At 61.2% G+C, this 24,446-nt stretch carries 23 protein-coding genes; 13 read left to right on the top strand and 10 right to left on the bottom strand.

Translation table 11 applies throughout. From position 1 onward, the window contains the following. Window positions 1-331 precede the first annotated feature (331 nt). Genes AUL31_RS18605 through AUL31_RS18590 form a run of 4 tightly spaced genes read left to right on the top strand, consistent with a single transcriptional unit; the run spans window position 332 to window position 5,114 of the window. Window positions 332-874, top strand: coding sequence for a hypothetical protein (locus AUL31_RS18605; protein WP_060610131.1), 543 nt, complete (start codon window positions 332-334; stop codon window positions 872-874). A gap of 29 nt (window positions 875-903) precedes the next feature. Then, entirely contained in the window at window positions 904-1,737 is an 834-nt protein-coding gene (locus AUL31_RS18600; protein WP_060610128.1) for a hypothetical protein, read from the top strand. 27 nt (window positions 1,738-1,764) lie between these two features. Beyond that, on the top strand, window positions 1,765-3,048 hold the full coding sequence (locus AUL31_RS18595) for an SIR2 family protein (RefSeq protein ID WP_060610124.1): 1,284 nt from the start codon (window positions 1,765-1,767) through the stop codon (window positions 3,046-3,048). Then, entirely contained in the window at window positions 3,045-5,114 is a 2,070-nt protein-coding gene (locus AUL31_RS18590; RefSeq protein WP_060610121.1) for an ATP-binding protein, read from the top strand. The genes AUL31_RS18595 and AUL31_RS18590 overlap by 4 nt, the downstream gene beginning before the upstream one ends. A 574-nt stretch (window positions 5,115-5,688) precedes the next feature. Here AUL31_RS18590 and AUL31_RS18585 read toward each other — a convergent pair. Continuing rightward, entirely contained in the window at window positions 5,689-5,898 is a 210-nt protein-coding gene (locus AUL31_RS18585) for a cold-shock protein (protein WP_060610118.1), read from the bottom strand. Window positions 5,899-6,132: 234 nt separating this feature from the next. After that, window positions 6,133-7,026, bottom strand: a complete 894-nt coding sequence (locus AUL31_RS18580; RefSeq protein WP_060610115.1) for an AraC family transcriptional regulator — start codon at window positions 7,024-7,026, stop codon at window positions 6,133-6,135. Window positions 7,027-7,121: 95 nt separating this feature from the next. Between AUL31_RS18580 and AUL31_RS18575 the strand changes: the two genes are divergently transcribed. From AUL31_RS18575 to AUL31_RS18565, 3 genes are all read left to right on the top strand, one after another. After that, window positions 7,122-7,949 carry an oxidoreductase gene (locus AUL31_RS18575; protein WP_060610113.1) on the top strand — a complete coding sequence of 276 codons (828 nt, stop codon included), beginning with the start codon at window positions 7,122-7,124 and terminating at the stop codon, window positions 7,947-7,949. A 101-nt stretch (window positions 7,950-8,050) separates the two neighbouring features. Beyond that, window positions 8,051-8,509, top strand: a complete 459-nt coding sequence (locus AUL31_RS18570; protein ID WP_060610110.1) for an Rrf2 family transcriptional regulator — start codon at window positions 8,051-8,053, stop codon at window positions 8,507-8,509. After that, window positions 8,502-9,389: an NAD(P)/FAD-dependent oxidoreductase gene (locus AUL31_RS18565; protein ID WP_060610106.1), complete on the top strand. Its 888-nt coding sequence runs from the start codon at window positions 8,502-8,504 to the stop codon at window positions 9,387-9,389. The genes AUL31_RS18570 and AUL31_RS18565 overlap by 8 nt, the downstream gene beginning before the upstream one ends. 29 nt (window positions 9,390-9,418) lie before the next feature. Here the strand turns inward: AUL31_RS18565 and AUL31_RS20430 are convergent, their stop codons facing one another. After that, window positions 9,419-9,610: a hypothetical protein gene (locus AUL31_RS20430; RefSeq protein WP_156417302.1), complete on the bottom strand. Its 192-nt coding sequence runs from the start codon at window positions 9,608-9,610 to the stop codon at window positions 9,419-9,421. 100 nt (window positions 9,611-9,710) lie between these two features. On the opposite strand from AUL31_RS20430, the gene AUL31_RS18560 reads away from it, so the two are divergent. After that, complete coding sequence (locus tag AUL31_RS18560; protein ID WP_073469480.1) at window positions 9,711-11,660, top strand: amidohydrolase; 1,950 nt, start codon at window positions 9,711-9,713, stop codon at window positions 11,658-11,660. A 25-nt stretch (window positions 11,661-11,685) separates the two neighbouring features. On the opposite strand, the gene AUL31_RS18555 is transcribed toward AUL31_RS18560, so the two are convergent. Continuing rightward, a complete protein-coding gene (locus AUL31_RS18555; RefSeq protein WP_060610102.1) occupies window positions 11,686-12,585 on the bottom strand; it encodes a LysR family transcriptional regulator in 900 nt (299 codons plus the stop codon). Window positions 12,586-12,687: 102 nt separating this feature from the next. On the opposite strand from AUL31_RS18555, the gene AUL31_RS18550 reads away from it, so the two are divergent. Further along, window positions 12,688-13,455 (top strand): SDR family NAD(P)-dependent oxidoreductase, encoded by a 768-nt coding sequence (locus AUL31_RS18550; RefSeq protein ID WP_060610099.1) that lies wholly within the window; start codon window positions 12,688-12,690, stop codon window positions 13,453-13,455. Between the two features lie 11 nt (window positions 13,456-13,466). On the opposite strand, the gene AUL31_RS18545 is transcribed toward AUL31_RS18550, so the two are convergent. Continuing rightward, on the bottom strand, window positions 13,467-14,372 hold the full coding sequence (locus AUL31_RS18545; protein WP_060610096.1) for a DMT family transporter: 906 nt from the start codon (window positions 14,370-14,372) through the stop codon (window positions 13,467-13,469). A 267-nt stretch (window positions 14,373-14,639) separates the two neighbouring features. Then, window positions 14,640-15,302: a hydrolase gene (locus tag AUL31_RS18540; protein WP_060610093.1), complete on the bottom strand. Its 663-nt coding sequence runs from the start codon at window positions 15,300-15,302 to the stop codon at window positions 14,640-14,642. A 158-nt stretch (window positions 15,303-15,460) separates the two neighbouring features. Between AUL31_RS18540 and AUL31_RS18535 the strand changes: the two genes are divergently transcribed. Next, a complete protein-coding gene (locus AUL31_RS18535; protein ID WP_060610090.1) occupies window positions 15,461-16,354 on the top strand; it encodes a LysR family transcriptional regulator in 894 nt (297 codons plus the stop codon). Here AUL31_RS18535 and AUL31_RS18530 read toward each other — a convergent pair. The 3 genes from AUL31_RS18530 to AUL31_RS18520 are packed head-to-tail and all read right to left on the bottom strand — an operon-like array spanning window position 16,338 to window position 20,147. Next, window positions 16,338-17,294 carry a quinone oxidoreductase family protein gene (locus AUL31_RS18530; RefSeq protein WP_060610087.1) on the bottom strand — a complete coding sequence of 319 codons (957 nt, stop codon included), beginning with the start codon at window positions 17,292-17,294 and terminating at the stop codon, window positions 16,338-16,340. The two genes, AUL31_RS18535 and AUL31_RS18530, sit on opposite strands and share 17 nt — an antisense overlap. 49 nt (window positions 17,295-17,343) lie before the next feature. Further along, window positions 17,344-18,372: a homoserine dehydrogenase gene (locus AUL31_RS18525; protein ID WP_060610084.1), complete on the bottom strand. Its 1,029-nt coding sequence runs from the start codon at window positions 18,370-18,372 to the stop codon at window positions 17,344-17,346. Beyond that, on the bottom strand, window positions 18,369-20,147 hold the full coding sequence (locus AUL31_RS18520) for a monovalent cation:proton antiporter-2 (CPA2) family protein (protein WP_060610081.1): 1,779 nt from the start codon (window positions 20,145-20,147) through the stop codon (window positions 18,369-18,371). The genes AUL31_RS18525 and AUL31_RS18520 overlap by 4 nt, the downstream gene beginning before the upstream one ends. 244 nt (window positions 20,148-20,391) lie before the next feature. On the opposite strand from AUL31_RS18520, the gene AUL31_RS18515 reads away from it, so the two are divergent. The 3 genes from AUL31_RS18515 to AUL31_RS18505 all read left to right on the top strand — a co-directional run bounded on the left by AUL31_RS18515 (window position 20,392) and on the right by AUL31_RS18505 (window position 22,828). Continuing rightward, window positions 20,392-21,141 carry an IclR family transcriptional regulator gene (locus AUL31_RS18515; RefSeq protein WP_060610078.1) on the top strand — a complete coding sequence of 250 codons (750 nt, stop codon included), beginning with the start codon at window positions 20,392-20,394 and terminating at the stop codon, window positions 21,139-21,141. Window positions 21,142-21,254: 113 nt separating this feature from the next. Next, window positions 21,255-21,653, top strand: a complete 399-nt coding sequence (locus AUL31_RS18510; RefSeq protein ID WP_060610075.1) for a GlcG/HbpS family heme-binding protein — start codon at window positions 21,255-21,257, stop codon at window positions 21,651-21,653. Between the two features lie 17 nt (window positions 21,654-21,670). Further along, complete coding sequence (locus AUL31_RS18505; RefSeq protein WP_060610072.1) at window positions 21,671-22,828, top strand: MFS transporter; 1,158 nt, start codon at window positions 21,671-21,673, stop codon at window positions 22,826-22,828. Here AUL31_RS18505 and AUL31_RS18500 read toward each other — a convergent pair. Next, window positions 22,815-24,425 (bottom strand): ABC1 kinase family protein, encoded by a 1,611-nt coding sequence (locus AUL31_RS18500; protein ID WP_060610068.1) that lies wholly within the window; start codon window positions 24,423-24,425, stop codon window positions 22,815-22,817. The genes AUL31_RS18505 and AUL31_RS18500 overlap by 14 nt on opposite strands. Window positions 24,426-24,446: the final 21 nt, after the last annotated feature.

Raw genomic sequence — 24,446 nt, 5'->3', positions numbered from 1 at the left:
CAGTGAAGCGTCAGGGAGGCGGCATGGATGTCTGGACTAGAGCACGAATGAAGCTATCGGTTCGTCTCAATCATATTTGGATAGGTTTCGTACAAGTTCCAGATGGACTGCGCCGCTTCGTTACTCCAGCTCTTTTCTAAATGAGGGGCAGGACGTATTCGACCTAAGTGCCCCCGGCACAGCTTTTCTTGTGCGATACCGTGGCAAGAATTTCGGCATTTGCACCCGTCATCAGCTCGGGACCTCCAATCATAACGTTGAGCCAGAGAATTTCACCGTAGTTGTCGAGGGCAACCTGGGGCTGTCACCAAATCGGATCAGCCGAGTGAGGATGGAGCACGCCGATCACAAGAACCTCGAGGACCTGTTCATCGCCGAATATGCAGATGAACGCGATGGACGAGACCTGCGGCCATTCTTCTTGGATCTGGATCTGGGCGTGAATCTTCAGACCGCAAGCCGAGTTCAGATCCAGGCCACTTTCGCTCTAGGCTTCCCGACGTTTGCCCGGGATGGCGACTTCGTGTTTGATGAAGAAGGCATCCCGACCAAGTGGCTTGCAACCGCTCGATGGGTGAAGCTCTATCTTCGTGTTGACGAGCCGAAGCTTATGGACATCGAAAACCGCATTCCGATGGTGCAAGACGAGCGAGCTGATCAGCAGACGATCGACCCTGATGGAATGAGCGGCGCTCCGGTTTTCTTCATAGCCAAGACCAACGAAAACGACGCGTTCATGGGTTTCGCCGGCATGATCACAGACGCCAGAGATCGGAGGTACATGGTCTATGATGCCCAAGTGCTGAAGCAAGTGCTCGACACCTATGTTGACGAACCTTCTGACGTTTCATCACCGGTGCCGGATCTGGAATAGAAAGGGCCCGCCGAAGCGAGCTCTAATGCGTGTTCGCCGGGCGGGTTCCCGAAGCAGATTTGAGTGATGGTTCACAGGATCGTATCGACTCAGCGGTGAGCGAATCTTCACTGGATCTGGAGACGCTGAAAGCTAATCGGCACATCTCAGTCGATGCCCAACGCTTCATCGCTGATCAAATCAGAAGCGACATAACCTATCGCGAACTTCTCAATTGGCGTGGCATGCCGAATGGCATGGAGTTATCGGCAACTTGTGAGCTGATCTACGACTACATTGATGAGGGTCGATCTCTTAAGGCCTACCAGATTTTCAATGGACAGCAGTTATCCGCGCGACTTTCGAGTCTCGCGAATTTAACAATCAGAGAATTCATTGAAGACCGGGTTCTGCACAGGCGCGAAGAAGACAGCGTGAGCGCTGCCGTTCAGGCAGCCCTGCGCTTCATTCGCTCCTATGTGATTTACACGTTTCCACGGCAACTCAGCGCTATCAACGCGGTTTACAACGACGTGCTGAGTAAAATCGGCGTGCCTGCGAAAGCTAACTACTCTCTCTTCATGGCCAAGACAGAAAACCTCTTCCTCGATAGCGGTCTCTTTGCGTTGGATGAATATGGTGTCCCGCCGCAGATGGCGCGTCGCATCGGGGAGAAGCACCGGGACATAGACAGCCTGGATGGGGCTCTAAGGCTTATCGCCGCGATGGACCTGGAACAGCAGTATTTCCACCCGCTCGAGCGCAACTTGAGGGCTTGGAGGCAAGCGATGATTTATTCGGGCTTGACCTCTCCGCGTTCGACAATGAAACCACCGATACTTGGTGGCACCATCTCGCTTCAACGAATATCGCACAGCCGCTAAACTAAAGGTAGTGATTCGGAGGACGGGATGGCAGGGCTTGGCAAGCATCACTACAGGGCTGGAAGCGCCTCTCATTCGTGTGATGAGGTTCCAGCAGACGACAGGGCGATGGCGGAATTCATTGCCATGCATAGGAAGAAAATCGAGCCCTGGCTTTCAGCGACCTTCCAAGCAGAACATTTGAACCTGCTGATTGGAAGTGGCTTCACGACGGCCGTGGGCAAGATCGCCGGATCCACCGCGACAGGCATGGGTACCATCTCAATCGGCGGTGCATATGAGAAGTACATTAACGAGCATGCGGAAACGATGGCCAAGAAGATGGGCAGAGGATCCGCAAACATCGAGGATCAGTTTCGAAGCGCGCTGGCAGTGCTTTCTGGCCAGGAAATTACGGATCCTGACGACGGAAACGATCTTCGAAACCGCATCAACAGCCAGATGCGTGTCTTTCTCGAATCCTTGCTCGACACGGAGATCGGCATTGCTAAGGCCGCCGGCAAGCACTTGATTGAGATGGAGATCGCACTCCAGTCCTTCCTTCTCAGCTTCGCCAGCCGGACGGCATCGCGTGAGCGGCTACACATTTTTACAACCAACTATGACCGCTTGATCGAACACGGGTGCGATCTCGCGGGGATAAGGATAATCGATCGTTTCGTGGGGGCGTTGAACCCGGTCTTTCGGGCATCCCGCCTAGATGTCGACTATCACTATAACCCGCCGGGCATCCGCGGAGAGCCACGGTTTATGGAAGGCGTCGTGCGCCTCACGAAGCTTCACGGCTCGCTGGACTGGATCTATGACGACGCGCGTCGAACGATTTCACGGTTTGGGTTGCCGTTTGGTGCGCCACGGGACCATACATGCATTCCCACTGAACCAGTGGACACCGTAATGATCTACCCGAATCCTGCGAAGGACTTCGAGACGACACACTATCCGTACGCCGAATTGTTCCGGGATTTCGCGGCCTCCGTATGCAGGCCGAACGCTGTTCTCTTCATCTACGGCTACGGCTTCGGCGACGATCACATAAACCGCGTGATCTTTGATATGCTCTCCATTCCGTCTACCCATGTCGTGGTCGCTGCGCGATCTGTGAGCGATAGACTTGAAGCCTTTCTGTCCAAGACACGCGAAGCGCAGACGACACTGCTAGTCGGGACGCATTTCAGCGACCTCCAGATGATGACCCGGAACTACCTCCCGAAACCAGCTCTCGACTACATCACAGCCAGAATGACCGCCCTTCTTAAGGAGCGCCCAATGGAAATTGCGGTCACGACCCCTGAGGAGGCGGCGAAGTGAGCTATCCAATCCAGGCCTTGTCGGATCTTGTCATCGGTACCGTTGAGATTGTCTCACCCGCCGAGATCGTTGTGTCACTGGGTGGAGAGGCCCCACAGGCCATCGCGTTGAATACCGGGATCCCCACTCCGTTCCCACGGATTAACAGCTACGTCTTGCTTCCAAACGAAGTCGGCGCAACTGTCGCATATGTGACCTGGATCGGTGTGATGAAGTCACCAATGCCGCGCGGTGGCCAGAGAGAGCTTGGCCTACTGGATTTGCCATTCCCGACAAGAAAGATGAACGTTTCTCCTATCGGCACACTGCTTCTTCGCAATGGACGGGAGGGAAAGCCGCGGCATGAGCTTTCACGTGGCGTACTGGCTTTTCCATCAGTGGGCGATCAGGTCCTGATCCCTACTCCGGATCAGGTTGCAGCAATCGTGGGTGCTGGTGACACGGATCGTCGAGTGGTGATTGGATCCTCACCACTCGCGATGGATGCTGACATCATGGTGGATCCGGACAAGATATTCGGTCGCCACCTAGCCGTGCTGGGAAACACGGGAAGCGGGAAATCCTGTTCGGTGGCGGGTCTGATCAGGTGGTCGATCGATGCGGCTGCCGCCGAAAGAGAAAAGTCGGACAAGCTAGGAAAGCCGAACGCCCGGTTCATCATCCTGGATCCCAACGGCGAGTACAGTCGTGCGTTCGCCGATGACCCGGCCAGCGTCCGTGTTTTCCGCGTGCCTCCCCTTCAAGGAGAGGAAAAGGCACTCAAGGTGCCAGCATGGCTTTGGAACGGTGCGGAATGGAGCACGCTTTCCCATGCCCAGCCAGCCGTCCAGCGCCCGTTGCTCCTGCAGGGCTTAAGAGAGCTTAAGAGCGGCAAGCAGCTAGATATCACGCCGGAAGCACAGGTTGCGCGGCTGGCCTCATCGTATCGCGCTTCCATAAGATCGGCGCTCGCAAGCGGCCGCCAAGAATACACTGGGTTTCCAAGTAACAAAAAATTCGGTGATATTCTTACTACATTGTCTACCGATTGTGAGGTCTGGCCTAGTCAGATCGACGTTGCGTATCACGACGCTGTCGGACACGTCCAGGCAACGGTCGACGCTCTCATTCGAAAGAAGCTCGATCGAGGAAGGTATTGGACCGATTTCGCAGCCGCTGATCTGGAAGGACTTGCCGCTTCTATCGAAGCATTGCTTGCGTCCCTTCCCGTTGCCCAGGCTGACGAACACATGCACGAGGATGCGCCACTCGTATTCGACGTATCCAGTCTGGCGAGCCATCTGGAAGGACTCGCTGCCCGACAGTCGGCAAACGTCGCGAACTTCGTTTCTACCCTCGGACTGAGGATCCGCGGCATGCTGGCGGATAGCCGCCTTGGAAGTGTCGTGAACGACCCCAATCCTCCGGAATTCAAGGACTGGCTGGACGACTATGTCGGCGCAAACAACGCCGCAAACGGCAACATTGCTGTAATCGACCTTTCGCTCGTGCCCTCGGACACAGTGCACATCATCGTTTCCGTGCTGGCTCGAGTCGTCTTCGAGGCTCTCCAACGGTTTCGCCGGGATACTGGCCAGTCACTGCCGACGGTGCTCGTGCTGGAGGAGGCTCACAACTTCGTTAAGGGCGCTGGCGCAACTGACCGGGAGAGCTGGAATGCGGCCGACCTTTGCCGGGAAATCTTCGAACGTATTTCCCGAGAGGGGCGGAAGTTCGGACTCGGCCTGCTAGTCTCGTCGCAGCGGCCGTCAGAACTTTCGCCAACGCTGCTTGCCCAGTGCAACACATTCCTACTTCATCGCATCGTCAATGATGCCGATCAGAAACTGGTCTCGAAGCTGGTACCCGACAACATCGGCGGCTTGCTGAAAGAGCTTCCCGGCCTTCCATCTAGGCATGCAATCCTCCTGGGATGGGCAGCGCCGATCCCGGTTCTTGTCGAGATGCGGGAACTGAACCACGATCATCGACCAAGGTCCGACGATCCGGCTTACTGGGATGTGTGGACCGGTAAGGAGGAACGCGATGTTGACTGGAGCATGCTTGCGGCCGGATGGCAGCAATAGCCTGGCCTCACCACAGGTCCGGCCTTCGGGTGAGGATCCCACATTCCAGGTTTGAGCCGCGCCGGGTTTGCCGGAGGCTCCAACTCCTAAGAAGGTGGAGCCAATATGAAAGAAACAGCGAACAAGTTTTCAGTTGAAGTCCGTCAACGGGCGATTCGATGGTGCTTGACCACGAGGCAGAGCATCCGTCGCGCTGGGCGGCTGTGTACGCCAGAACACAGCACCCATCATGGCTCGGTTTCGATACGGAAAAATGGTACGCGCGGATTACAGGCCTGATCGAACTCAGCGCTTGAGAGCGTCAGTTCGGCTGAAAACAGACTTGGCGCGCGGAACAGTAACAGCATCGCCAAAGGTAAAACGCGGCTGTGCGCCTTAAAACGGCTTCGATAGGGGTGGATCAACCGCTGTTCGGCCGCTCCTTCACAAACGAAACCCGCCGAGGTTTCCCCCGACGGGTTCTAGATGCCAACGCGGACACTCCACGCAGTCGGCCAGGCCCTGACTACAGTTCCGGCGGGCAAAAGAAAACCCCGGGACGTGACAGAGTCAGATGCAAGACAGCCAGGGCTCGTTAGAGCGCCTTCAGGTTCACTGCCTTGTCGCCCTTGCCGCGCTTGTCGGCCTCGGTGTCGTAAGAAACCTTCTGGCCGTCACTCAAGGAATTGAGTCCCGAATCCTGTACGGCCGAGATGTGGACGAAGATATCCGATCCACCATTGTCAGGGGTAATAAAGCCGAAGCCTTTGTCCATATTGAAGAATTTTACAGTGCCAGTAGCCATGGAAACCAATCACGATGATCTTGGGCGTCGTTACCCGAAGGCTATTATGGGCGACCCGGACGGGCAGATCAAATACGGAATGGTACGGGCGAAAGAAAACCCCGCCGAGGGGGGCTCCCTGCGTATTAGGCGGCAATGCTTGTGCCGAGCTGCGAGCAGCGCGTCTGGATATGACTTCGCCCTAGCCTGGCGCCCATCTTCATTCTCGTCAGGGTCAGTGAAAAGTCTGCTCCGTCATCCCGTTGGATATCCGAGATGCTCCCGCATCCAGCGGGCCTCCTCTGTAGCGGTTCGTCCGAAATGGCTGCGAAAATCTCGGGCAAACTGGGCGGCACTCGCATAGCCGACTTCGGCTGCGATCGTGGCGATGGAGCCCTGGTTGGAGGCGATCATCACGCGCGCCTCGTGAAGACGCATCGCCCGGATGTAGCGCACCGGCGACGTGCCTGTCAGCGTCTTGAAATGGGCATGATAGGAGGGAACGCTCATACCAGCTTCCGCCGCCAGTTCCGGTACGGAAATCCCCGCATTGAACGATGCACGAATGCGCGCGAGGCTGTCCACGATCCGGCCTGCCGGCCCCCGGTGATGCAGGGCCGCCCGAAGAGCGCCGCCCTGAGGCCCCACGAGGACACGGTAGTGCAGCTCCCGCAGAATGCCGGGTCCAAGGATCGCGCATTCCTGCCGGTCGGCAAGCGTGCTCATCGTTCTGCGCAAGAGATCTCGCAACTCTGCAGATAAAGGGCTTGAGACAAGGCTTCGCGCCTGCTCGCGGGCACTTTGCCCGCCATCCTCGAGCGTCATGGCAATCTCGGCAGCAACGTGCAGGTCGAATTCGAGGTAAAGCGCCAGCAGCGGCTTTTCGGCACTGGCTTGCGATGCCATGCGGAACGGCACGGGAACCGATACCCCCAAATAATGGTCGGCATCGTAGCGATAGACCTTCCCATCCAGATAGCCCTGCTTCGCGCCTTGCAGCACAAAGACTGCCCCTGGCCGATACAGGACAGGCACATCCTCCAGAACGGTCTCGGACCGCAGGATGCGCATGCCGCCCAAGGCCGTTGGATTGTACCCAGGCTGCGGCGCCAGCCGGGATGCCTGCCAGGCAAGGTCGCTGGAATTCATAGAATTGCTCAATTTTGATAGAGTATCTGCGCTGTTGTGCGGGTTAGGCCCAGACTATTTTGCAATGCGTTGAAACGCACACGCAAGGCCCGATCATGACAGCGAAAACTTTCTTCATTACCGGAGCCAACTCGGGCTTCGGGTTTGCCATTGCGGGAGCAGCGCTGCGGGCAGGACACAAGGTCATCGGCACCGTTCGTTCCGATGAGGCGCGTCGCTCCCTGCTTGGGCGGCTTCCGAAAGCCCACGCAGTCTTATGCGACATCACAGATTTCGACCGCATCGAAGGGATCGCTCTACAGGCCGAAGCCGATTTCGGCCCGGTCGACGTGCTGATCAACAATGCCGGCTACGGGCACGAGGGGGTGCTGGAAGAATCCCCATTGTCGGAGATGCAGCGCCAGTTCGACGTGAATGTCTTCGGCGCCGTCGCGGTGGCCAAAGCGTTTTTTCCGCGGTTCCGACAAAGGCGTTCGGGGTTCGTCGTCAACGTAACCTCGATGGGTGGCCTGATAACCATGCCGGGGATCGCCTATTACTGCGGCAGCAAGTTTGCGCTGCAGGGCATATCCGAAGTCATGCGTGCCGAGATGGCACCGTTCGGCGTCCATGTAACCGCGCTTTGCCCGGGCTCCTTCCGCACCGACTGGGCAGGGCGTTCGATGGTCCGCACAGAGCGCTCGATCGGCGAGTACGATAGTCTCTTCGATCCGATCCGCGAGGCGCGGCAGAAAAAACACGGCGCGCAACCGGGAGATCCGGAAAAGCTTGCCGAGGCTGTCCTAACACTCGTGATGTCGCAAAATCCCCCGCCGCAACTGCTTCTGGGCAGCGATGCACTTGGTCTTGTTCGTCATCGGCTTCAGGCAATGCTGAGTGAGATCGATGACTGGGAGAACCTGACCCGATCCACCGACGGCTGACGATCAGCGCGGTGAACCGAGGTCCATCGCCAAGGCGTGCCGCTTCGGGACCGCGCTTGCCTCCATTGACATCGCATTGAATGTGTAACACACATAGTTACATGTCCAGTGATGTTCGCCTGTCCAGCGTATTGCACCTGCTTCTCCATATGGCCGACGCTCCCACGCCGATGACGTCCGAAGCGATGGCCAAGGCGATGGGGAGCAATCCGGTGGTTGCACGCCGCACCTTTGCCGGCCTGCGCGAAGCGGGGATCGTGCGCTCGACCAAAGGGCCGGGCGGCGGCTGGGCGCTGGCGCGTCGCCCGGAGGACGTCACGTTGCGCATGCTCTATGAGGCCATCGGCGCGCCTCGGCTGTTCGCCTTCGGCAATCGCAGCGATCATCCATCCTGCCTTGTGGAGCAGGCCGTCAACGCCGAGCTTGACGATGCCAGGCAACAGGCGGAGGCCGTCCTGCTCGCCCGTATGGAAGCGGTGACCCTGGCTTCCCTGTCGAAGGATTTCGATGCCCGGCTCGTCGCAATCGGCATGAAACGATCGGATATCCGTCATGCATGACGCAATCATCATCGGCGGCAGCTTTGCCGGCCTGTCCGCAGCCATCTATCTGGCGCGGGGACGGCACGATGTCGCCGTTCTGGATACCGGCACGCCACGCAACCGCTTCTCGCCGCAATCGCACGGGTTTTTCACCCATGACGGCTCGACACCTGCCGCGATGCTGGCGACGGCGCGCGCGCAGTTGCAACCGTACGAAACGGTCCAACTTGTCGATGGAGAGGCCGTCGGCACGACAGGCGCACGGGATGGCTTCTCCGTCATGCTCGCCTCTGGCGAGGTGCTCGAAGGACGTCGGCTTATCCTCGCCAGCGGCGTGCGGGACATCCTGCCGCCGATTGAGGGTCTTGCCGAGCGCTGGGGCGTAAGCGTCCTCCACTGCCCCTATTGCCATGGCTACGAGTATGCCGATCGCCGGCTGGGCGTTCTCTATGCCGGTCCGGCCTCCCTGCATCATGCGCGCCTGATCGCGAATTGGGGTCCGACGACGCTGTTCACCAATGGCGTCGAGGTTGAAGGGATCGACACGCTCGCGGCGCTCGAAATCCTGGTTGAAACGGCGCCTGTCACAGCGCTGCATGGCGCCGACGGTGGGCTGAGCCATATTGAGCTGGCGCCGGCACGGTCCGTTCCCCTCGATGCCCTTTACATCGCGCCTTTTATCGAGCCGCGCGGTCAACTTGCGACCGCGTTGGGATGCGCCATGCGAGAGGCCCCGGTCGGATCGATCCTACAGGTCGACGAGCGAATGATGACGTCGGTGCCGGGCGTCTATGCAGCCGGAGACGTCGCGGCCTTCCCCTCGATGGTCGCGCGGGCCGTGGCAGATGGATCGCTGGCCGGAGCGATGGTCAGCCAATCGCTCATTTTCGATACCTGACTGGAACGCGCGCCTGTTCGTCCGCCGCCTTATTCCCTGGTAGGGTCGACGCCGCCCGGTTGATGGAAGGCGTCATGCTGTTCAGGAAGGTCCGGCAACTCAAGGAACTCGGCCTGACGGAAAGCCTGCCGATAGGCTATCGGCTGTCCGCCCGTGGAAAAGCGCTTCTTCAAAAGTACCGATAGGGCGATCCAGCGTCGACCATAGCCTGCGCGTTCCACCGCTGGATCCTCGCCCGCAGCCAACAACGATCGTAAGCTTGACGATGATTGACCCCGTCAGTTTCTACTCTTGATAGACCTTCTGAAACGAGAGCTGACTATGGCAACCAGGCGTGACGTTGTAGCAGGTGGAGCATCGGCCCTTGTCGGTGCTCTGGCGTGGGGCCATCCGTTTTCGGCCCGCGCCGCTGAAGGCGCCGACATCGTCATCTTTGGCGGACCGATCGTGACGATGAATGATGCCGCACCGACGGCAGAGGCTGTCGCCGTGAAGGATGGCGTCATCGTTGCCGTGGGTCCGCAATCGGACGTCCGGAACCGTTGGGTCGGTCCGCAAACCCGCCTGATCGATCTCGACGGCCACGCACTGCTTCCAGGCTTCATCGATGCGCACGGACACTTCATGAACGCGCCGCGCGTCGTCGTCTGGGCAAATTTGTCGCTGGCGCCTGTCGGACCCGTCAGCGCCATACCCGACATCGTCAAGGCCCTGCAGGACAATCAGGCGCAGCGTCAGATTCCGAAGGGCGAGTGGGTCATCGGCTATGGCTACGACAGTAGCGGCCTGGAAGAAGGCCGCGAACTGACGCGTATGGATCTGGATGCCCATTTCCCCGACAACCCGGTTATGGCGATCCACGTGTCCAATCACGGCGCGGTCCTCAATTCCAGTGCACTCGATCTCTTCGACATAACCGCCGAGACCCCGACACCGGAGGGCGGCCTGATCGCAAGGTTGCCCGGCTCCAACGAGCCGGCGGGCCTGTTGATGGAAACCGCCTTCCTGCCGATATTCGCGCAGGTGCCGCAGCCGTCGGAAGCCGAACTTCTGGACCTTCTCCAGCCTGCCCAGCAGATCTATGCCAGCAAAGGCGTGACCACCGCTCAGGAAGGCGCGACCCATGCAGAGGAACTGACGTTTCTGCGCAAGGCCGCCAGTGAGAAGAGGCTGTATATCGACGTGGTTTCGCTGCCCTTCGCGGCGGAAGTTCCCAAGATATTCCGCAGCTATCTGAGCACCGACAATGACGGAAAGATCGCGATCGGGGATGCCTCAAAGGAGTTCGGCTATTACGACAACAGGCTGAAACTCGGCGGTATCAAGCTGGTGAACGACGGGTCGCCGCAAGGCAAGACAGCCTACTGGACCAAGCCCCTGCTGACCGGCGGGCCGGCTGGAGAACAGGAGTGGGTGGGCCAACCGGTTTTCCCTCCCGAGCTGATCGCAAAGCTTTACAAGAGCCTGACCGAGAAGAACATTCAGATATGGTCCCATGCCAATGGCGATGCTGCCATCGACATGGTCATCGCATCCGCCGATGGCGCCGGCGTGCGCGCCGGCGATGACCGACGCCATGTGGTGATCCATTCGCAGTGCATGCGGCCCGATCAGTTGGATGCCTATGCCCGCATAGGCCTCTCACCATCCTTCTTCACGGAACACACCTATTTCTGGGGCGACGTTCACATCGCAAATCTCGGCGAAGACCGGGCATTTTTCATCAGCCCGATGAAGAGCGCTGTCGCCAAAGGGCTCCGATGCTCCAACCATAACGACTTCATGGTTACGCCGGTCGACCCCATGCTGATGGTGTGGTCCGCGATGACAAGACAGTCCCGGAGCGGTGTCATCGTCGGCCCCAACGAGTGCGTCGACGTCATGACTGCCCTGAAGGCCGTGACGACGGCGGCGGCATGGCAATATCGCGAGGAAGACAGGAAGGGCTCCATCGAAATCGGCAAGTTGGCCGATCTGGTCATCCTCGACCGCAATCCCGTGACTGCAGATGTCGACGACATTCCCAGTATCAAGGTCGTCGAGACCTTCAAGGAAGGCACCACCGTCTATAGCGCCTCACAACAGCAAGGCGGCCTTCCCGGGCCGATCGGTCCGCGCTTGAAGGCAAAAGCCACCCGGTCGGCGTTCCGTGCGGATGACGGGCAGGGCACGGCCCTTGGCTGCTTCTGTTGCGGGGGGTTCGCCGATCTGGACACAGACGAAGCTGCAAAATCCATGGCTTTGGTAACGGATACCAATCTGTTTGCATGAAGCCGTTCAGGCGCTCGTCGCGGGCTTACTCCCGCTCATCGATGTCGCGATAAAGCTCGACGACCCAGTCGATGAAGGTGCGGACGCGCAGGCTTAGATGCCACCTGCTGTGATAGAAGATATGAATTGGCATTGCCGTCGGCGGCGTGTGGGGCAGGAGTTCGACAAGCGTGCCGGTTTCGATGTGCCGTGCAACGGCATAGCGCGGGACCTGGATGATCCCGAGGCCCTCCAGTGCCGCCGCAAGGAGCGTATCGGTGCCGCTGACCGTCAGCCGGCTTGGCAATGCAACGCTTTTGATCTCGCCCTCGACGACGAATTCCAGCGGCATGGCCGCACCGAGCGCGGACGAATGATACCCGATCATTTGATGACCATCGAGCGCATCCCAGCTCTCGGGCCTTCCATGGCGTTTCAGGTAGGCAGGTGAGGCCACGGTAATTTCGTGCAGCAGGGCGATCTGGCGGCCGACCAGTTCACTATTGTCGGGCTGCCCCGACCGGATCACGCAATCGACGCCTTCACGCAGGAGATCCACGAAATGATCGGCCTCGCCCAGATACAGATCGATCTGCGGATAGCGCTCGTAAAAATCCGGCAGGGCGGGAAGGATGATCCTTCGTGCCTGACTGCCCAGAAGGTTTACACGCAGAAGCCCTTTCGGCTCGGCGCCGCTCAAGGTGCTTTCGGCATCCTCGACATTATCGAGGATGCTGAGGCAGCTGCGATAATAGGCTTCCCCGTCGGGCGTGGGGCGCACCTGCCGCGTTGTCCGGTCCAGAAGCCGGACACCCAGACGCCGCTCGATCTGCTTGACGGCATCCGTGGCGGTCGACGCCGGCAGGCCGAGATCCTGGGCCGCTCGGGAGAAGCTCTGTCGCTCCACGATGCGGGTGAAGACGCGCATGGCGTCCAATCGATCCATAATCCGAAAATCCCGAATGATGACTCCGGATTATATAGAATTATCTGCACCGCGGAAGGGGCTAGTTTCAGGCCCATGCCAATACGATCAAGGAGATCGAACATGACCGACACCCATCCGAAAATCGCCCTGGTTACCGGAGCCAGCCGTGGCCTTGGCCGCAACACGGCTATGTCGCTTGCCCGGCGCGGCGTCGACGTGATCGGAACCTACAACTCGAAAAGCGGTGAGGCCGAAGAGACGGCAAAGGCGATACGGGACTTAGGCCGCCGCGCCGTGATGCTGCAGCTCGATACCGGCAAGACGCCGTCCTTCCCTGATTTCGTGGTGGCCGTACAGGCCGCGCTTCAACAGGAGTGGCAGCGGGACACATTCGACTTTCTGATCAACAATGCCGGTATCGGCATCAATGCGCCCTTCGCCGAGACGACGGAGGACCAGTTCGATCTCCTGATGAATATCCATCTGAAGGGCGTGTTCTTTCTCACCCAGAAGCTCCTGCCGGTCATCGCGGATGGCGGACGCATCGTGAACCTGTCGTCCGGCCTGGCCCGGTTTGCCCTGCCGGGTTACGCGGCCTATGCCGCGATGAAGGGCGCCATCGAGGTTCTGACCCGATATCAGGCCAAGGAGCTGGGCGCGCGCGGCATCGCCGTCAATACGATCGCTCCAGGTGCCATCGAGACCGATTTCGGCGGCGGTACGGTTCGCGACAATGCTGAAGTGAACGCCTTCATCGCCGGCACGATCGCGCTTGGCCGTGTCGGCCAGCCCGACGACATCGGGCCCGCCATTGCGTCACTGTTGTCGGAAGATAACCGGTGGGTGAATGCCCAGAGGATCGAAGTCTCGGGCGGCATGCTTTTGTAGCGCGTAAGGTTTCAGGACCTCTGCACCAAGGCAACGCCGGCAACCGCTATAGCCATTCCGGCGACGGCAAGGGGGCCGAGCGTTTCTCCAAGAAGCAGCCAACCGCTGAGTGCGGCGGTTGGCGGGATAAGGAAAAAGAGCGATGAAACGCGCGATGTTTCACCGCGCCTCAGCATGAAGAGAAGCAGGGAAATGGCGACAAGCGAGTTCGCGATGACCAGATATGCGAGCGCGACCGCAAACTCCATGGTCCAGGAAACGTCCTGGCTCTCCAGCATAAGGGACAAAGGCAGTGTGAGGATAAAGCCAACCGTGTACTGCACGAGGTTGACGGATATCACGTGATGGGCGGCACCGAAGCGCTTTTGATAAAGCGTCGCCGCTGCCATCGCCAGCATCGATCCGAAGCATAGCGGCAGCGCGACATAGCCATCGGCTATCACGCCCGATTGGCTGGCAATCACGGCGACCGCACCGAAAAGTCCGATCAGGATACCGGTCCATTTGAGGCCGCCGATCCGTTCGCCGGTGATGGCGGGTGCCGCCAGGCACACGACGATCGGCTGAAGCGAGGCGATCACCGCCGCCGTTCCGACCGGCACGCCGAGATACATGCTGGTCAGCCCAAGCCCGAAATAGACGAACTGGATGAGAAATCCCACGATGATGATGTGCAGCCACGCTTGGGCGGTGCGCGGCAAGGCGGGACGGCGGATCAGGAATGCCGGGATCAGCAATGTCACCACGGCGCCGTACCGCAGGCTCAGCAATGTCATCGGCCCAGCGTGCTCCAGCCCGACCTTGGCGAAGCCGAAGCCCGACGACCAGAGAACCAGGAATATCAGCGGGGCGGTTCGGGCCAGTATCCTGTCGCCGGGCCGCTCGGTTTCATGCGGTGTTCTGGTGTCGGAGATCATTGTCTGATGCGCAGTTCGTAGCCGGGCCGGACGTCCATCCTATCAGCCTTGGAATGGACCACGAATGCAAGCAGCCTCGCCTTACTCGATATGGGTCAATATCCCCCGCATCGAGGAGAACAGGCGGAGCTATGATGGGGGTCAGCGCTGATCCGCACCGATGACCGCCTTGCGGTAGCTCATTCGGGAACAGAGGTGGATGACGAGGCTCTATCGGGCGCTTTTCATCAGGCATCCGGCCAGGCGCTCGTCATCCAGGGTCAGCGTTTACAGGCCGGCTTTGCTGGCCGCCTGAACAGGCGTGTTCAGAAGCTGCTGTTCCCACAGATAGGCAATGCCGCTGCCGCCGGCATGGTCGACGATTACGTCGGTCAGCGCGCCCGCCGTCTCCGCGCGCGCCCAATCCCGCTGCCATTCGGCAGCGATCGCAAGCCAGGTCATCATGTTGACGCCGGCCCCGATCATCCTCTGGATCGCGATCTCATGGGCTTCGACGGAAGTCCCGCCCGATGCGTCGGTGATCACGGTCACATCCCAGCCTTCGCCCGCCGCCTGGATTGCCGGCATCGCGACGCAGACCTCCGTCCACAGGCCGGCAATGATCAACTGCTTGCGGCCGGTCGCCTTGACCGCATCCACCACCTTCGGATCCTCCCAGGTGTTGATGAAGGTGCGATCGATCACCTCCTGCCCCGGGAAGACTTCGGTGAGATGCTTGAAGAGCAGGCCTCCGCGGCCGGCAATCACGCTGGTCAGGATCGTGGGGACGTTGAAAACCTTTGCAGCCTTCGCAAGCGCCGTCGTGTTGTTCACCACGGCTTGAGGATCATGGCTGTTAACGTTCGCCAGCTGATAGGGCTGGTGGTCGATCATGACGAGGACCGAATCTTCGGGACGAAGAAGTGAATCGAGGCCGTTGCGGAAGGTCATATACAATTCCTAGGGTTCCGGGGTGATCGACACGCGCACGGCTGGAGGCACGGAGCGTCCTTCCTATAGCGGTGTCAGCCCGAGAACCCTGTCATTCCCGTTTTCGATGCGGTAGTCAGCGGTTGCGCGGAACACTGTAGCGGAACCGGGAACGCAGGATGGACATCGACGATCTGCGGACCTTTGTGGAAGTCGCCGATGCGGGCGGCATCACCTCCGCCGCCCTTCGGCTGGGCATTTCCAAATCGATGGTCAGCCGGCGGCTTGCGCGGCTGGAGGCGGAGCTTGGCGTGCAACTGCTTGCACGGTCTACCCGCGGAGCATCCCTGACGGAGGCAGGCGCCACCTTTCGGGATCATGCGGCCAGGGCCAGTGCAGAAATCGACGCCGCAAGAGATGCCATTCTGCCAACTGGAGACCTGAGCGGGCGTCTGAGGGTGGCCGCGCCCCTTACGTTCGGTCCAACCCATTTTGCAGCCGTGTTCGCAGACATGGCGTTGCGCCATCCGCAGTTGCAGATTCAAACCAGCTACAGCGACCGCTTTGTGGACCTGATAGCAGAGGGGTTCGATTGCGCGATCCGCGTCGGCACGCTGCGGGATTCGAACCTGATGACGAAACGCGTCGGGCCGCTCTACGGGAAGTTCGTCGCAAGCCCTGCCTATGTCGAAGCCCACGGCGCCCCGGAAACGCCGGAAGACCTCGTGACGCATCAGGCGCTGATGCAGGGAATGGAAACCTGGCAGGTGATGGATGGCGACACGATGCGCACCGTCCGGCCACAGGGCCGCTTCAAAGCCGATAACGGGGCGGCTCTCGTTGTCGCCGCTGTCGCGGGATTGGGTATCGCCGCGCTCCCCGACGACCTGATCAAGGACTATCTGGCGTCCGGCGCACTGGTGACCGTCATGACACGTCATCCGCCGCCGCCGGCAGGCATCTACGTCGTTCGGCCGCCCGGGCAGCATCCTGCAAGGAAGGTGCGCGTTCTCACCGACATGTTGATTGCGTGTTTCGAACGCAGCGGCGTCGGCGTCAGGGCGTCATCATGACCCGGCCGAAGGGCTTTGCCGTTTCTGCATGATCATGGGCCTTCGATGCGTCCCGCAGGGGGAAGACACGATCGACCACCACATCCAGTCGCCTTTGCGCCGCAGCCTCCAGAAGTTCGTCGACCGTCCGATGCACGTCCGGCCGTTCGAAGAGAGACCCCATGAAGACACCGTGGAGCGTCTGGTTGTTCTGCATGGGCGACCAAAGATCGACATCCAGGCCACCACCGCCGGCGTTTCCGACGAAAACGAGCCGTCCTTCGGGGGCAAGCGCGTCAAGAGATGTTTGCAAGGTCGATCCGACGGGATCGACCACCAGATCGGCGCCCCGGCCATCGGTCAGCCGACGCACCTGTTCGACGACATCGTGCCGAAGTCGATCGATGACATGGGTTGCGCCAAGGGCAACCAGACGGGCCTGCCGCTCGCTGCCGCTGGCAACCGCGATGACGTTCGCCCCGGCCTGACGCGCAATTTGAACCGCCGCCAGACCGACACCGCCGGCTGCACCCTGGATCAGGACCGTCTCACCGCTGTTCAGCCTGCCTTTGGTAACGATGCAGTGCCGGGCCGTTCCGAACGCGATCGGCAGTGCCGCGGCGCGTATCACGTCGAGATCCTGCGGGATCGGCCATGTGCGCGAAGCAGGCACGGCCCACAGTTCGGCATGCGATCCTGACATGCTGAACGCCGTCACCTTCTGACCGACAGCCCGGTCGCTGACTGCCTCGCCGATCGCGACGATGGTGCCGGCAGCGGCGTAACCGACGATCCATGGGGATTGCTGCGGCGTAGAGCGCCGGTTGATGAGGTCGCCGCCCTCGATCGAAATCGCCTCGACGGCAATCAGCACATCCTCCGGCCCACAGACCGGGTCCGGGACATCGGCATATCTCAGCACGTCCGGAGGCCCTGGCTTGTCGTAAACTGCAGCCTTCATCTGCTTCTCCTCTGCACCCGGATATGTCCCGCCATCACGGGTCGCGCCATCACGGGTCGCGCCGGATAGGGGCCGCCCGTTGGCCGGTCCGTATCGCCAGAATATGCTCCAGATCCTTCAGCGCCGCCGCGGCGGTGGCCAGCGGCTCCCTGCCGGATGCGATGGCCATGACCTCGCCCATCGCATCGGTCGTGATGCGGATCGCCTTGTCCTTGCCGCGGATGTTGGCGAAGGGATCGGCAAGCGGATAGGTTTTGATGCCGACCGCGGCGTGGATGGCGCCGTCCTGCCGCGTCAGACTGCCGATAAGTTTCGGAACAAGCCCTTGCTCGCGCCAGGCCGCGATCCGTTCGGCCGAGACGGTCTGGATACCCTCGACCGTCAGATCGTCCATCGCCAGATCGGCGCCGAGGCCAAAATTGGCAAGAATCAGCAGCTTGCAGGCCGTGTCCCAGCCTTCCGTGTCGTTGCGCGGATCGGCCTCGGCGAAACCGCCGCGTTGGGCCTCCAACAACGCCTCGTCGAAGCCAATCCCGCGCGTCGTCATCGCATCGAGCAGGTAATTGGTGGTGGCGTTGAGGATACCCTCGACCTGCAGCACCTCGCAGCCCTTGAGGCTATGGTCGATCAGATCGATCGTCGGCAGGGCTGCGGCGGCGGCACCGCTGAGCTTCAAGAGGGCGCCGGAGCCTTCGGCAATCATCCGCAGTTCCCGCCCGCTATGGACGAGCGCGCCTTTTGAAATCACGATCGTGTCGCGGCCGGCCGACAGCGATGAGCGCAAGTACAGGAGTCCCGGGCCGCCGGTGCGGAAATCGCTCGGTCCCGCCTCGATCAGGATATCGGCGCCGCTCGCATCGATGAAGGCCGGGCCCGACAGGCCATCCTTCAGCTCAATCAATTGCGCCGCGTCCAACCCGTCCGCATCTGCCGCTCCGGACCGCGATCCGCAGACGGCCACCAGCCGCAGGTCGACACCATAGACGTCGCGGTAACGTGCATGCCGGGACAAAAGCAGGCTCGCCGTTGCCCGTCCCACACCACCGAAACCGGCAATCGCAACCTTGAAGCTTTTCATGTCACACCCCTTGGCCCTGTCGCCGCTTTGCCGCTCAGCGGCTCGGGAACAGGCCGGACATGCAGGTGGTCGGCACCCGACATGGCATCGCCCTGTACCTGCTCGGACAGCCGCTTCTCGTCGCGCCGACGCACGTCCTCTTCCGCTTCTTCGGCGTCCAGCTCGGCATGCCCAAGCGCACGCAGGCCTTCCGCACCCATCCTGTAAGCGGATTCGACGGTCTCGCGGATCTGGTAGTCGACACCGGCGCGGATCAACTCCACAGCGTGGCCACGATCGTAGCTTCGCACAAGTATTTTCGCCTGGGGAAATGCGTGCCGCGCCAGTTCCACGATCTGCAGGGCGGCCTTTCGGTCGTCGATACAGATCAGCAACGCGTCGGCCGAACCGGCGCCGGAATGGTGCAGCGTGTCGAGGCGGGTGCCGTCGCCGAAAAACACCTTGAAGCCGAACAGTGCCGCTTCCCGGATGCGGTCGGGGTTCATGTCGATGACGGATAGGCTGACGCCCTTCGACAGCAGCAGTTGCGAGGCGATCTGGCCGAACCGCCCGAAGCCGATCATCAGCACCCGTCCGCTCAGGTCGCGCGCTGCCTCGACGCCATCCATGGAGGCCTCGCTGCGCAGCAGCCTGTCCGCCACAATCATCAGGATGGGCGTCAGCGCCATCGAGAAAATCACGACGGTGGTGAACAGCGCATTGTCGCGCGCTTCGATCACGCCGCCGGCCGTTGCGGCGGCGTAGAGGACGAACGCGAATTCGCCGCCCTGCAGGAACATCGAGGTACGGTGCAGCGCCTGGTGGTTCGAGCCGCCGAACAGGCGGGCGACGGCGTAGACGGCGATGCCCTTGGCCACCGTGAATACGGCGAGCATGGCAAGCAGCAGTCCCCATTCGTCCGCGACGACGGCAAGATCGAGAGACATGCCGACGGCCATGAAGAACAGGCCCATCAGCAGCCCTCGGAACGGCTCGACATCGCCTTCGAGCTGGTGCCGATAACTGGAGCTCGACAGCATCACGCCGGCCAGGAAGGCGCCCATCGCCATGGACAGCCCGGCGGCGGCCATAAGCAATGAAGCACCCAGCACGACCAGCAGCGCACCCGCCGTCATGACCTCGCGGGTCCTTGCCCGCGCCAGCAGCGCAAAGAACGGGTTGAGCGCCCATTTCGATACGCCAAGAAGAGCCAGAAGTGCGCCGAGCGCCAGAAGAACGTCAGCCCATCCCGACTGTCCTTGCGACAGGGGTGACAGCACCGCGATGATCGCCAGCAGCGGAACGATCATCAAATCTTCGAACAGAAGGATCGAGACGGATTTCTGTCCCTCCGGGCTGGAAATCTCTCCGCGATCCTGCAGCACCGACATGATGACCGCCGTCGACGACAGCACGAAGCCAGCGCCTGCAACGAAGGCCACCGTGGCCGACAGCCCGAAGACCAGCATGCCCGCCAAGGACAAGGCCAGCGTCGCCGACACGACCTGCATCGCGCCAAGCCCGAAGATCTGGCCGCGCATGGCCCATAGCTTCTGAGGTCTGAGTTCCAGGCCGATGACGAACAGGAACATCACAACGCCAAGCTCGGAAAAATGCAGGATGGACGAGGCATCGCTGAAGAGGCCGAACACGGACGGCCCAACCAGAACGCCGGCTGTGAAATAGCCGAGAACGGAGCCAAGCCCCAGGCGCCGAAACAGCGGCACGGCAACCACGGCCGCCCCCATCAGGACGATCGCCGGTCCGATCGTCTGCACCAAGGTCGCTTCAGCCATGTAATCGAATCTCCGGTCTCTTGCTCCAGAGCCGTCAGCGGAACGTATCGAACCATGGCTGACCGCCGCTCGACCGACGGGGTACCGTTGCCGGCCGGTTACGAGTAGTCATGACAAGGGGAAAACTCTGTCGCGGAAAGAGGAACGCTTCCCCGCCGCCGCCGCGTATCGCGATCATCGCGCATGGAGCGGAGAAAGCTGCTTATCTCGATTTCAACCAACGCGAAATACGGTATCGTCTGCCATGCACGAAGTTGATGTCGATGTAGAGAGTTCGCCGGGTAGAACGCGCCCGATCCAGTCCATCGAACGCGCTGTCGCCATTCTGGAAATCATCGCCCGCGAGGGCGGAGCGACGTCGCTCAAACAGATCGCCGAGCGGACGGGGCTCGGCAAGACGACGGCACACAACATCCTGAAGACGCTAGACGCGCTGGGCTATGTCCGGCGGCGTGCCGGCGACACGCGCTACCATCTGGGAGGGCGTATCCTGAACCTCGCCCGCATTGCCGGCGACGACAGCGCGCTTCGCATCCGGCTTCTGCCGGCGCTGGAGGCGATCGCGCGGAAGACGGGCGAGACGGTTTATCTGGCCGTGCCGAGCGGTGACGAGACCTATTATCTCGACACGATCGAATCCGGCCAGACCTTGCGCACCACCTGCCGCATCGGCCAACGCGAACGTCTGGAAGGTTCGGCCATCGGCCTGGTCTTTCTTGCCTTCATGCCGGGTCTCGGCAAGCGCGTGCTCGCCACGCGGGCCGACGCGCTGGGGCCGGACATCCTGTCGAAGATCGAGACGGTCGAGCGGGTCGGCTTCGCGCTCGATCTCGAAACCTATCAACCGGGTCTGCATTGTGTTGCCGTGCCCTGGCGCGAGGGTGGCGAGGTGCGTGCCGCAATCGGTCTCAGCGGTCCATCCGCCCGCCTGCCGCGCCGCCAGCTTACCGACATCGCCTGGATGATGATGAAGGAGGCCGAAAAGGTTCGGTGACGCTCGTGTTCAGCATTGCTGAAGATCCGGCGTTTCCAAAAATCTCTTGTTCCGTTTCAGCCGTCCGTGGATAGTGTTCGTGCTTCCCTGAAATTCCGTTCGAGGAAGCAGACATGGACATCGCCACCGCAGAATCGCTTATCGCCGTCGCCAGGGCAGAAGCCGCAAGAGACGGCTTTGCCGTCGCAATCTGGGTGCTCGACACGGCCGCCTATCCCGTTGCGTTCGCGCGGCTGGACGGTGCAAATCTAGGCCCGATCGACGTCAGCCGAAAAAAGGCGCGCACCGCGGCGCTGTTCCAGACCGACAGCCTCCAGCTTGGACAGGCCGCCCAGCCGGGCGGAGCGATCTACACCCTCGAGAACACCAATGGCGGGCTTATCAGTTTCGGCGGCGGCGTCGTGCTGCGCGACAAGGCCGGCATGGTGATCGGCGCTATCGGCGTTGCCGGCGCAACCGTGGAAGCGGACGAGGCCATCGCCCAGGCGGCAGCCGCGTCGCTTCTGGCGTGATGCAGGGAGAGACCGGTATGCCGCTTGCTCTCTTCGCATTGGCGGTGTCGGCCTTCGCCATCGGCACCACCGAATTCGTCATCGTCGGATTGATTCCGGAAATGGCCCGGGACCTGTCCGTTTCCATTCCCACGGCGGGGCTGCTGGTCAGCCTTTATGCGCTGTCGATCACGCTGGGTGCGCCCACCGTCACGGCGCTGACCGGCAGGCTGCCGCGCCGGCAACTGGCCATCGGCCTGATGGTGATCTTCACCATCGGCAATCTGATCGCCGCTTTCGCGCCGGGCTATGCGGTGCTGCTGGCCGGACGGATCGTCACCGGCATTGCCCATGGCGTCTTCTTTTCCATCGGCGCAACGGTTGCGACCTCGCTGGTCGACAGGTCGAAATCGGCGCAAGCGGTGTCGTTGATGTTCGCGGGCCTCACCGTCGCCATGGTCGTGGGTGTGCCGTTCGGCTCTTTCGTCGGGCAGCATTTCGGCTGGCGCGCGCCCTTCCTGGCCGTGGCGCTGCTGGGTGCAATCAGCGTCGCCGGTCTCGTGACACTGCTGCCGAAGACGATTCCGCACACACCACCCGCCGGCTTCCTGTCGCAGCTAACGCTGCTTACCAAGCCCCGGCTGCTGGCAATGTATCTCGTAACGGTGTTCGGCTTCGGTGGGCCCTTCGTCGTCTTCACCTATCTCTCGCCGCTGATGACGGAGGTGACGGGTGTCAGCGAGGCGACGGTCAGTCTGTCGCTGATGCTCTTCGGCGTTGCCACCGTGATCGGTAATCTCCTCGGCGGCCGGCTGGCCGACACATTGGGCACACGGCGCGCCCTGCAGGTCGTGCTTGTCGGTCTGGCGCTTTCGCTTGCGGCATTGCCGCTCACCGCAAGTCACGCCGCTGCCATGTTTGCCAACCTGTTTGCCTGGGGCGTCTTCGCTTTTGCGATCTCCCCCATCGTGCAGGCCGGTGTGGTTGCCACGGCAAAAGCCGAAGCGCCGGACGCGGTGGGTACGGCCTCCGGCTTCAATATCGCGGCATTCAATCTCGGGATCGCGGCGGCCTCCTTTGTCGGCGGCATTCTCGTCGCCGGGCCGGGGTTGCTGGTAACGCCCTGGGCTGCGCTTGGCGCCACCCTTGTCGCGCTGGCGATCGTGCAGCGAAGCGGCAGCGTCAGCCGCGCCTGAGGACGATCCATAGGCATGCCGCCACAAAAGCCATGATGCCGAGCCCCAGAAAGGCAGGAACGCCCCAGATGCTGGGCCCGATGTCGAACAGCTTCGGTGCCAGACCCAGCGCAAGCGCCCCTGCCACAACTGCGACAGCAAGTTTCGTCGCAGCCCTTTCGACATGGGCGCCCAGCTCGTCCATCTGCGGCGCCTGAACATGCATCTTGAAGCGGCCCTCTGACAGACTGGAAAAAAGGCTGCGCAAGGCGTGCGGGGCCTCCTTCGACACGTCCCGCAGCTCAAGCAGCAGGTTCAGCCCTTCGCGTGCGAGCGCTTCGGGGTTGTTCGCCGCCAGGGTGGAACGCCGAACGATCGGGCCGGCGAGGGCGATGACGTCGAGTTGGGGGTCGAGGCGACGCAAGCTGCCCTCGGCCGTCAGCAACGCCTTGATGAAGAGAGCCAGGTCCGGTGGCAAGGGCAGGCGGTGGCGACGCCCCAGCTCCGTAAAGTCGCGCATTGCATTGGCAAAATTGAAGGGGTGAGTGCTGTTGCGCATCGCAAATGCATCGGCGTCCGCCGTCAGTGCATCGAGCCCGTCCTCAGGCGTTCCGCCCCATTTGATCATGACGTTCCGCACGCCCCGGCCATCGCCGGCGATGACGGCGCCGATAAATTGCACGACTTCGGAACGGCGTGTCGACGACAGGCGCCCGATCATCCCGAAATCGATGAAGCCGACACGGTTTCCGGCAAGGCAGAAGAGATTGCCTGGATGAGGATCCGCGTGGAAAAGGCCCTCGTCGAATGCGGCCTTCAAAAAGGCTTCCGCGCCCCGGCGCGCGATCAGAGCACGGTCAAGACCCGATGCGGACAATGCCGCCGCGTCGGAAACCGGTACACCGGATAGCCGATCCTGAACCAGAAGCCTCTCGCTTGTGAAGGGCCAGTGGATCGCCGGGACGACGATGTTCGGGTCCTGTGCGAACGCATCGGCGAGCGTTTCGGTGTTGCGTGCCTCGACCGTGAAATCGAGCTCTTCCAGCAGCGCATTGGAAAGCAGGCGAACGATCTCGCGCGGCCGATAGCGGCGGACGTCGGGCAGGTTCTGTTCCGCCAGTTCGGCGATATGCGCAAGGATGCGCAGGTCCGCTTCCATCTGCTTGCGGATACCCGGCCGGCGCAGTTTCAGGACGATGTTTCGGCCATCAGGCAGTCTGGCGGCGTAGACCTGTCCGATCGATGCTGCCGCAATCGGCTTTTCGTCGAAGGATTCGAAGACCTCGTCTGCCGGCTGTCCCAACGCCTCGTTCAAACGCGGGATCATGATGCCGGCGTCGACGACAGCGGCGTCATCCTGCAGCTTCTCGAATTCAGCCACCCATTCGGGAGGGAAAAGATCGCCGCGCGTGGCCAGGATCTGACCGAGTTTCACGAAGGTCGGACCCAGTTCCTGCAATGCGGCGCGCGCCCGTTCCGGCGTCGGCTGTCGCGGTACGACATCCGAGGGTATGGGAATGCCGGCCAGCAGATGGCCGAACCCGAACCGGGTGACGATCGCCGCGATCTGGGCCACCCTTTGCCGGTCTCGCGTCAGCACGTATGCCGTCTTGATCAAGCACGCCTCTCTTTGAAAAGT

This window comes from Aureimonas altamirensis, assembly GCF_001463885.1.
Taxonomy (GTDB): Bacteria; Pseudomonadota; Alphaproteobacteria; order Rhizobiales; family Rhizobiaceae; genus Aureimonas; species Aureimonas altamirensis.
The sequence above is the reverse complement of the archived record's forward strand: the minus strand, read 5'-3'. Positions and strand labels throughout refer to the sequence as shown.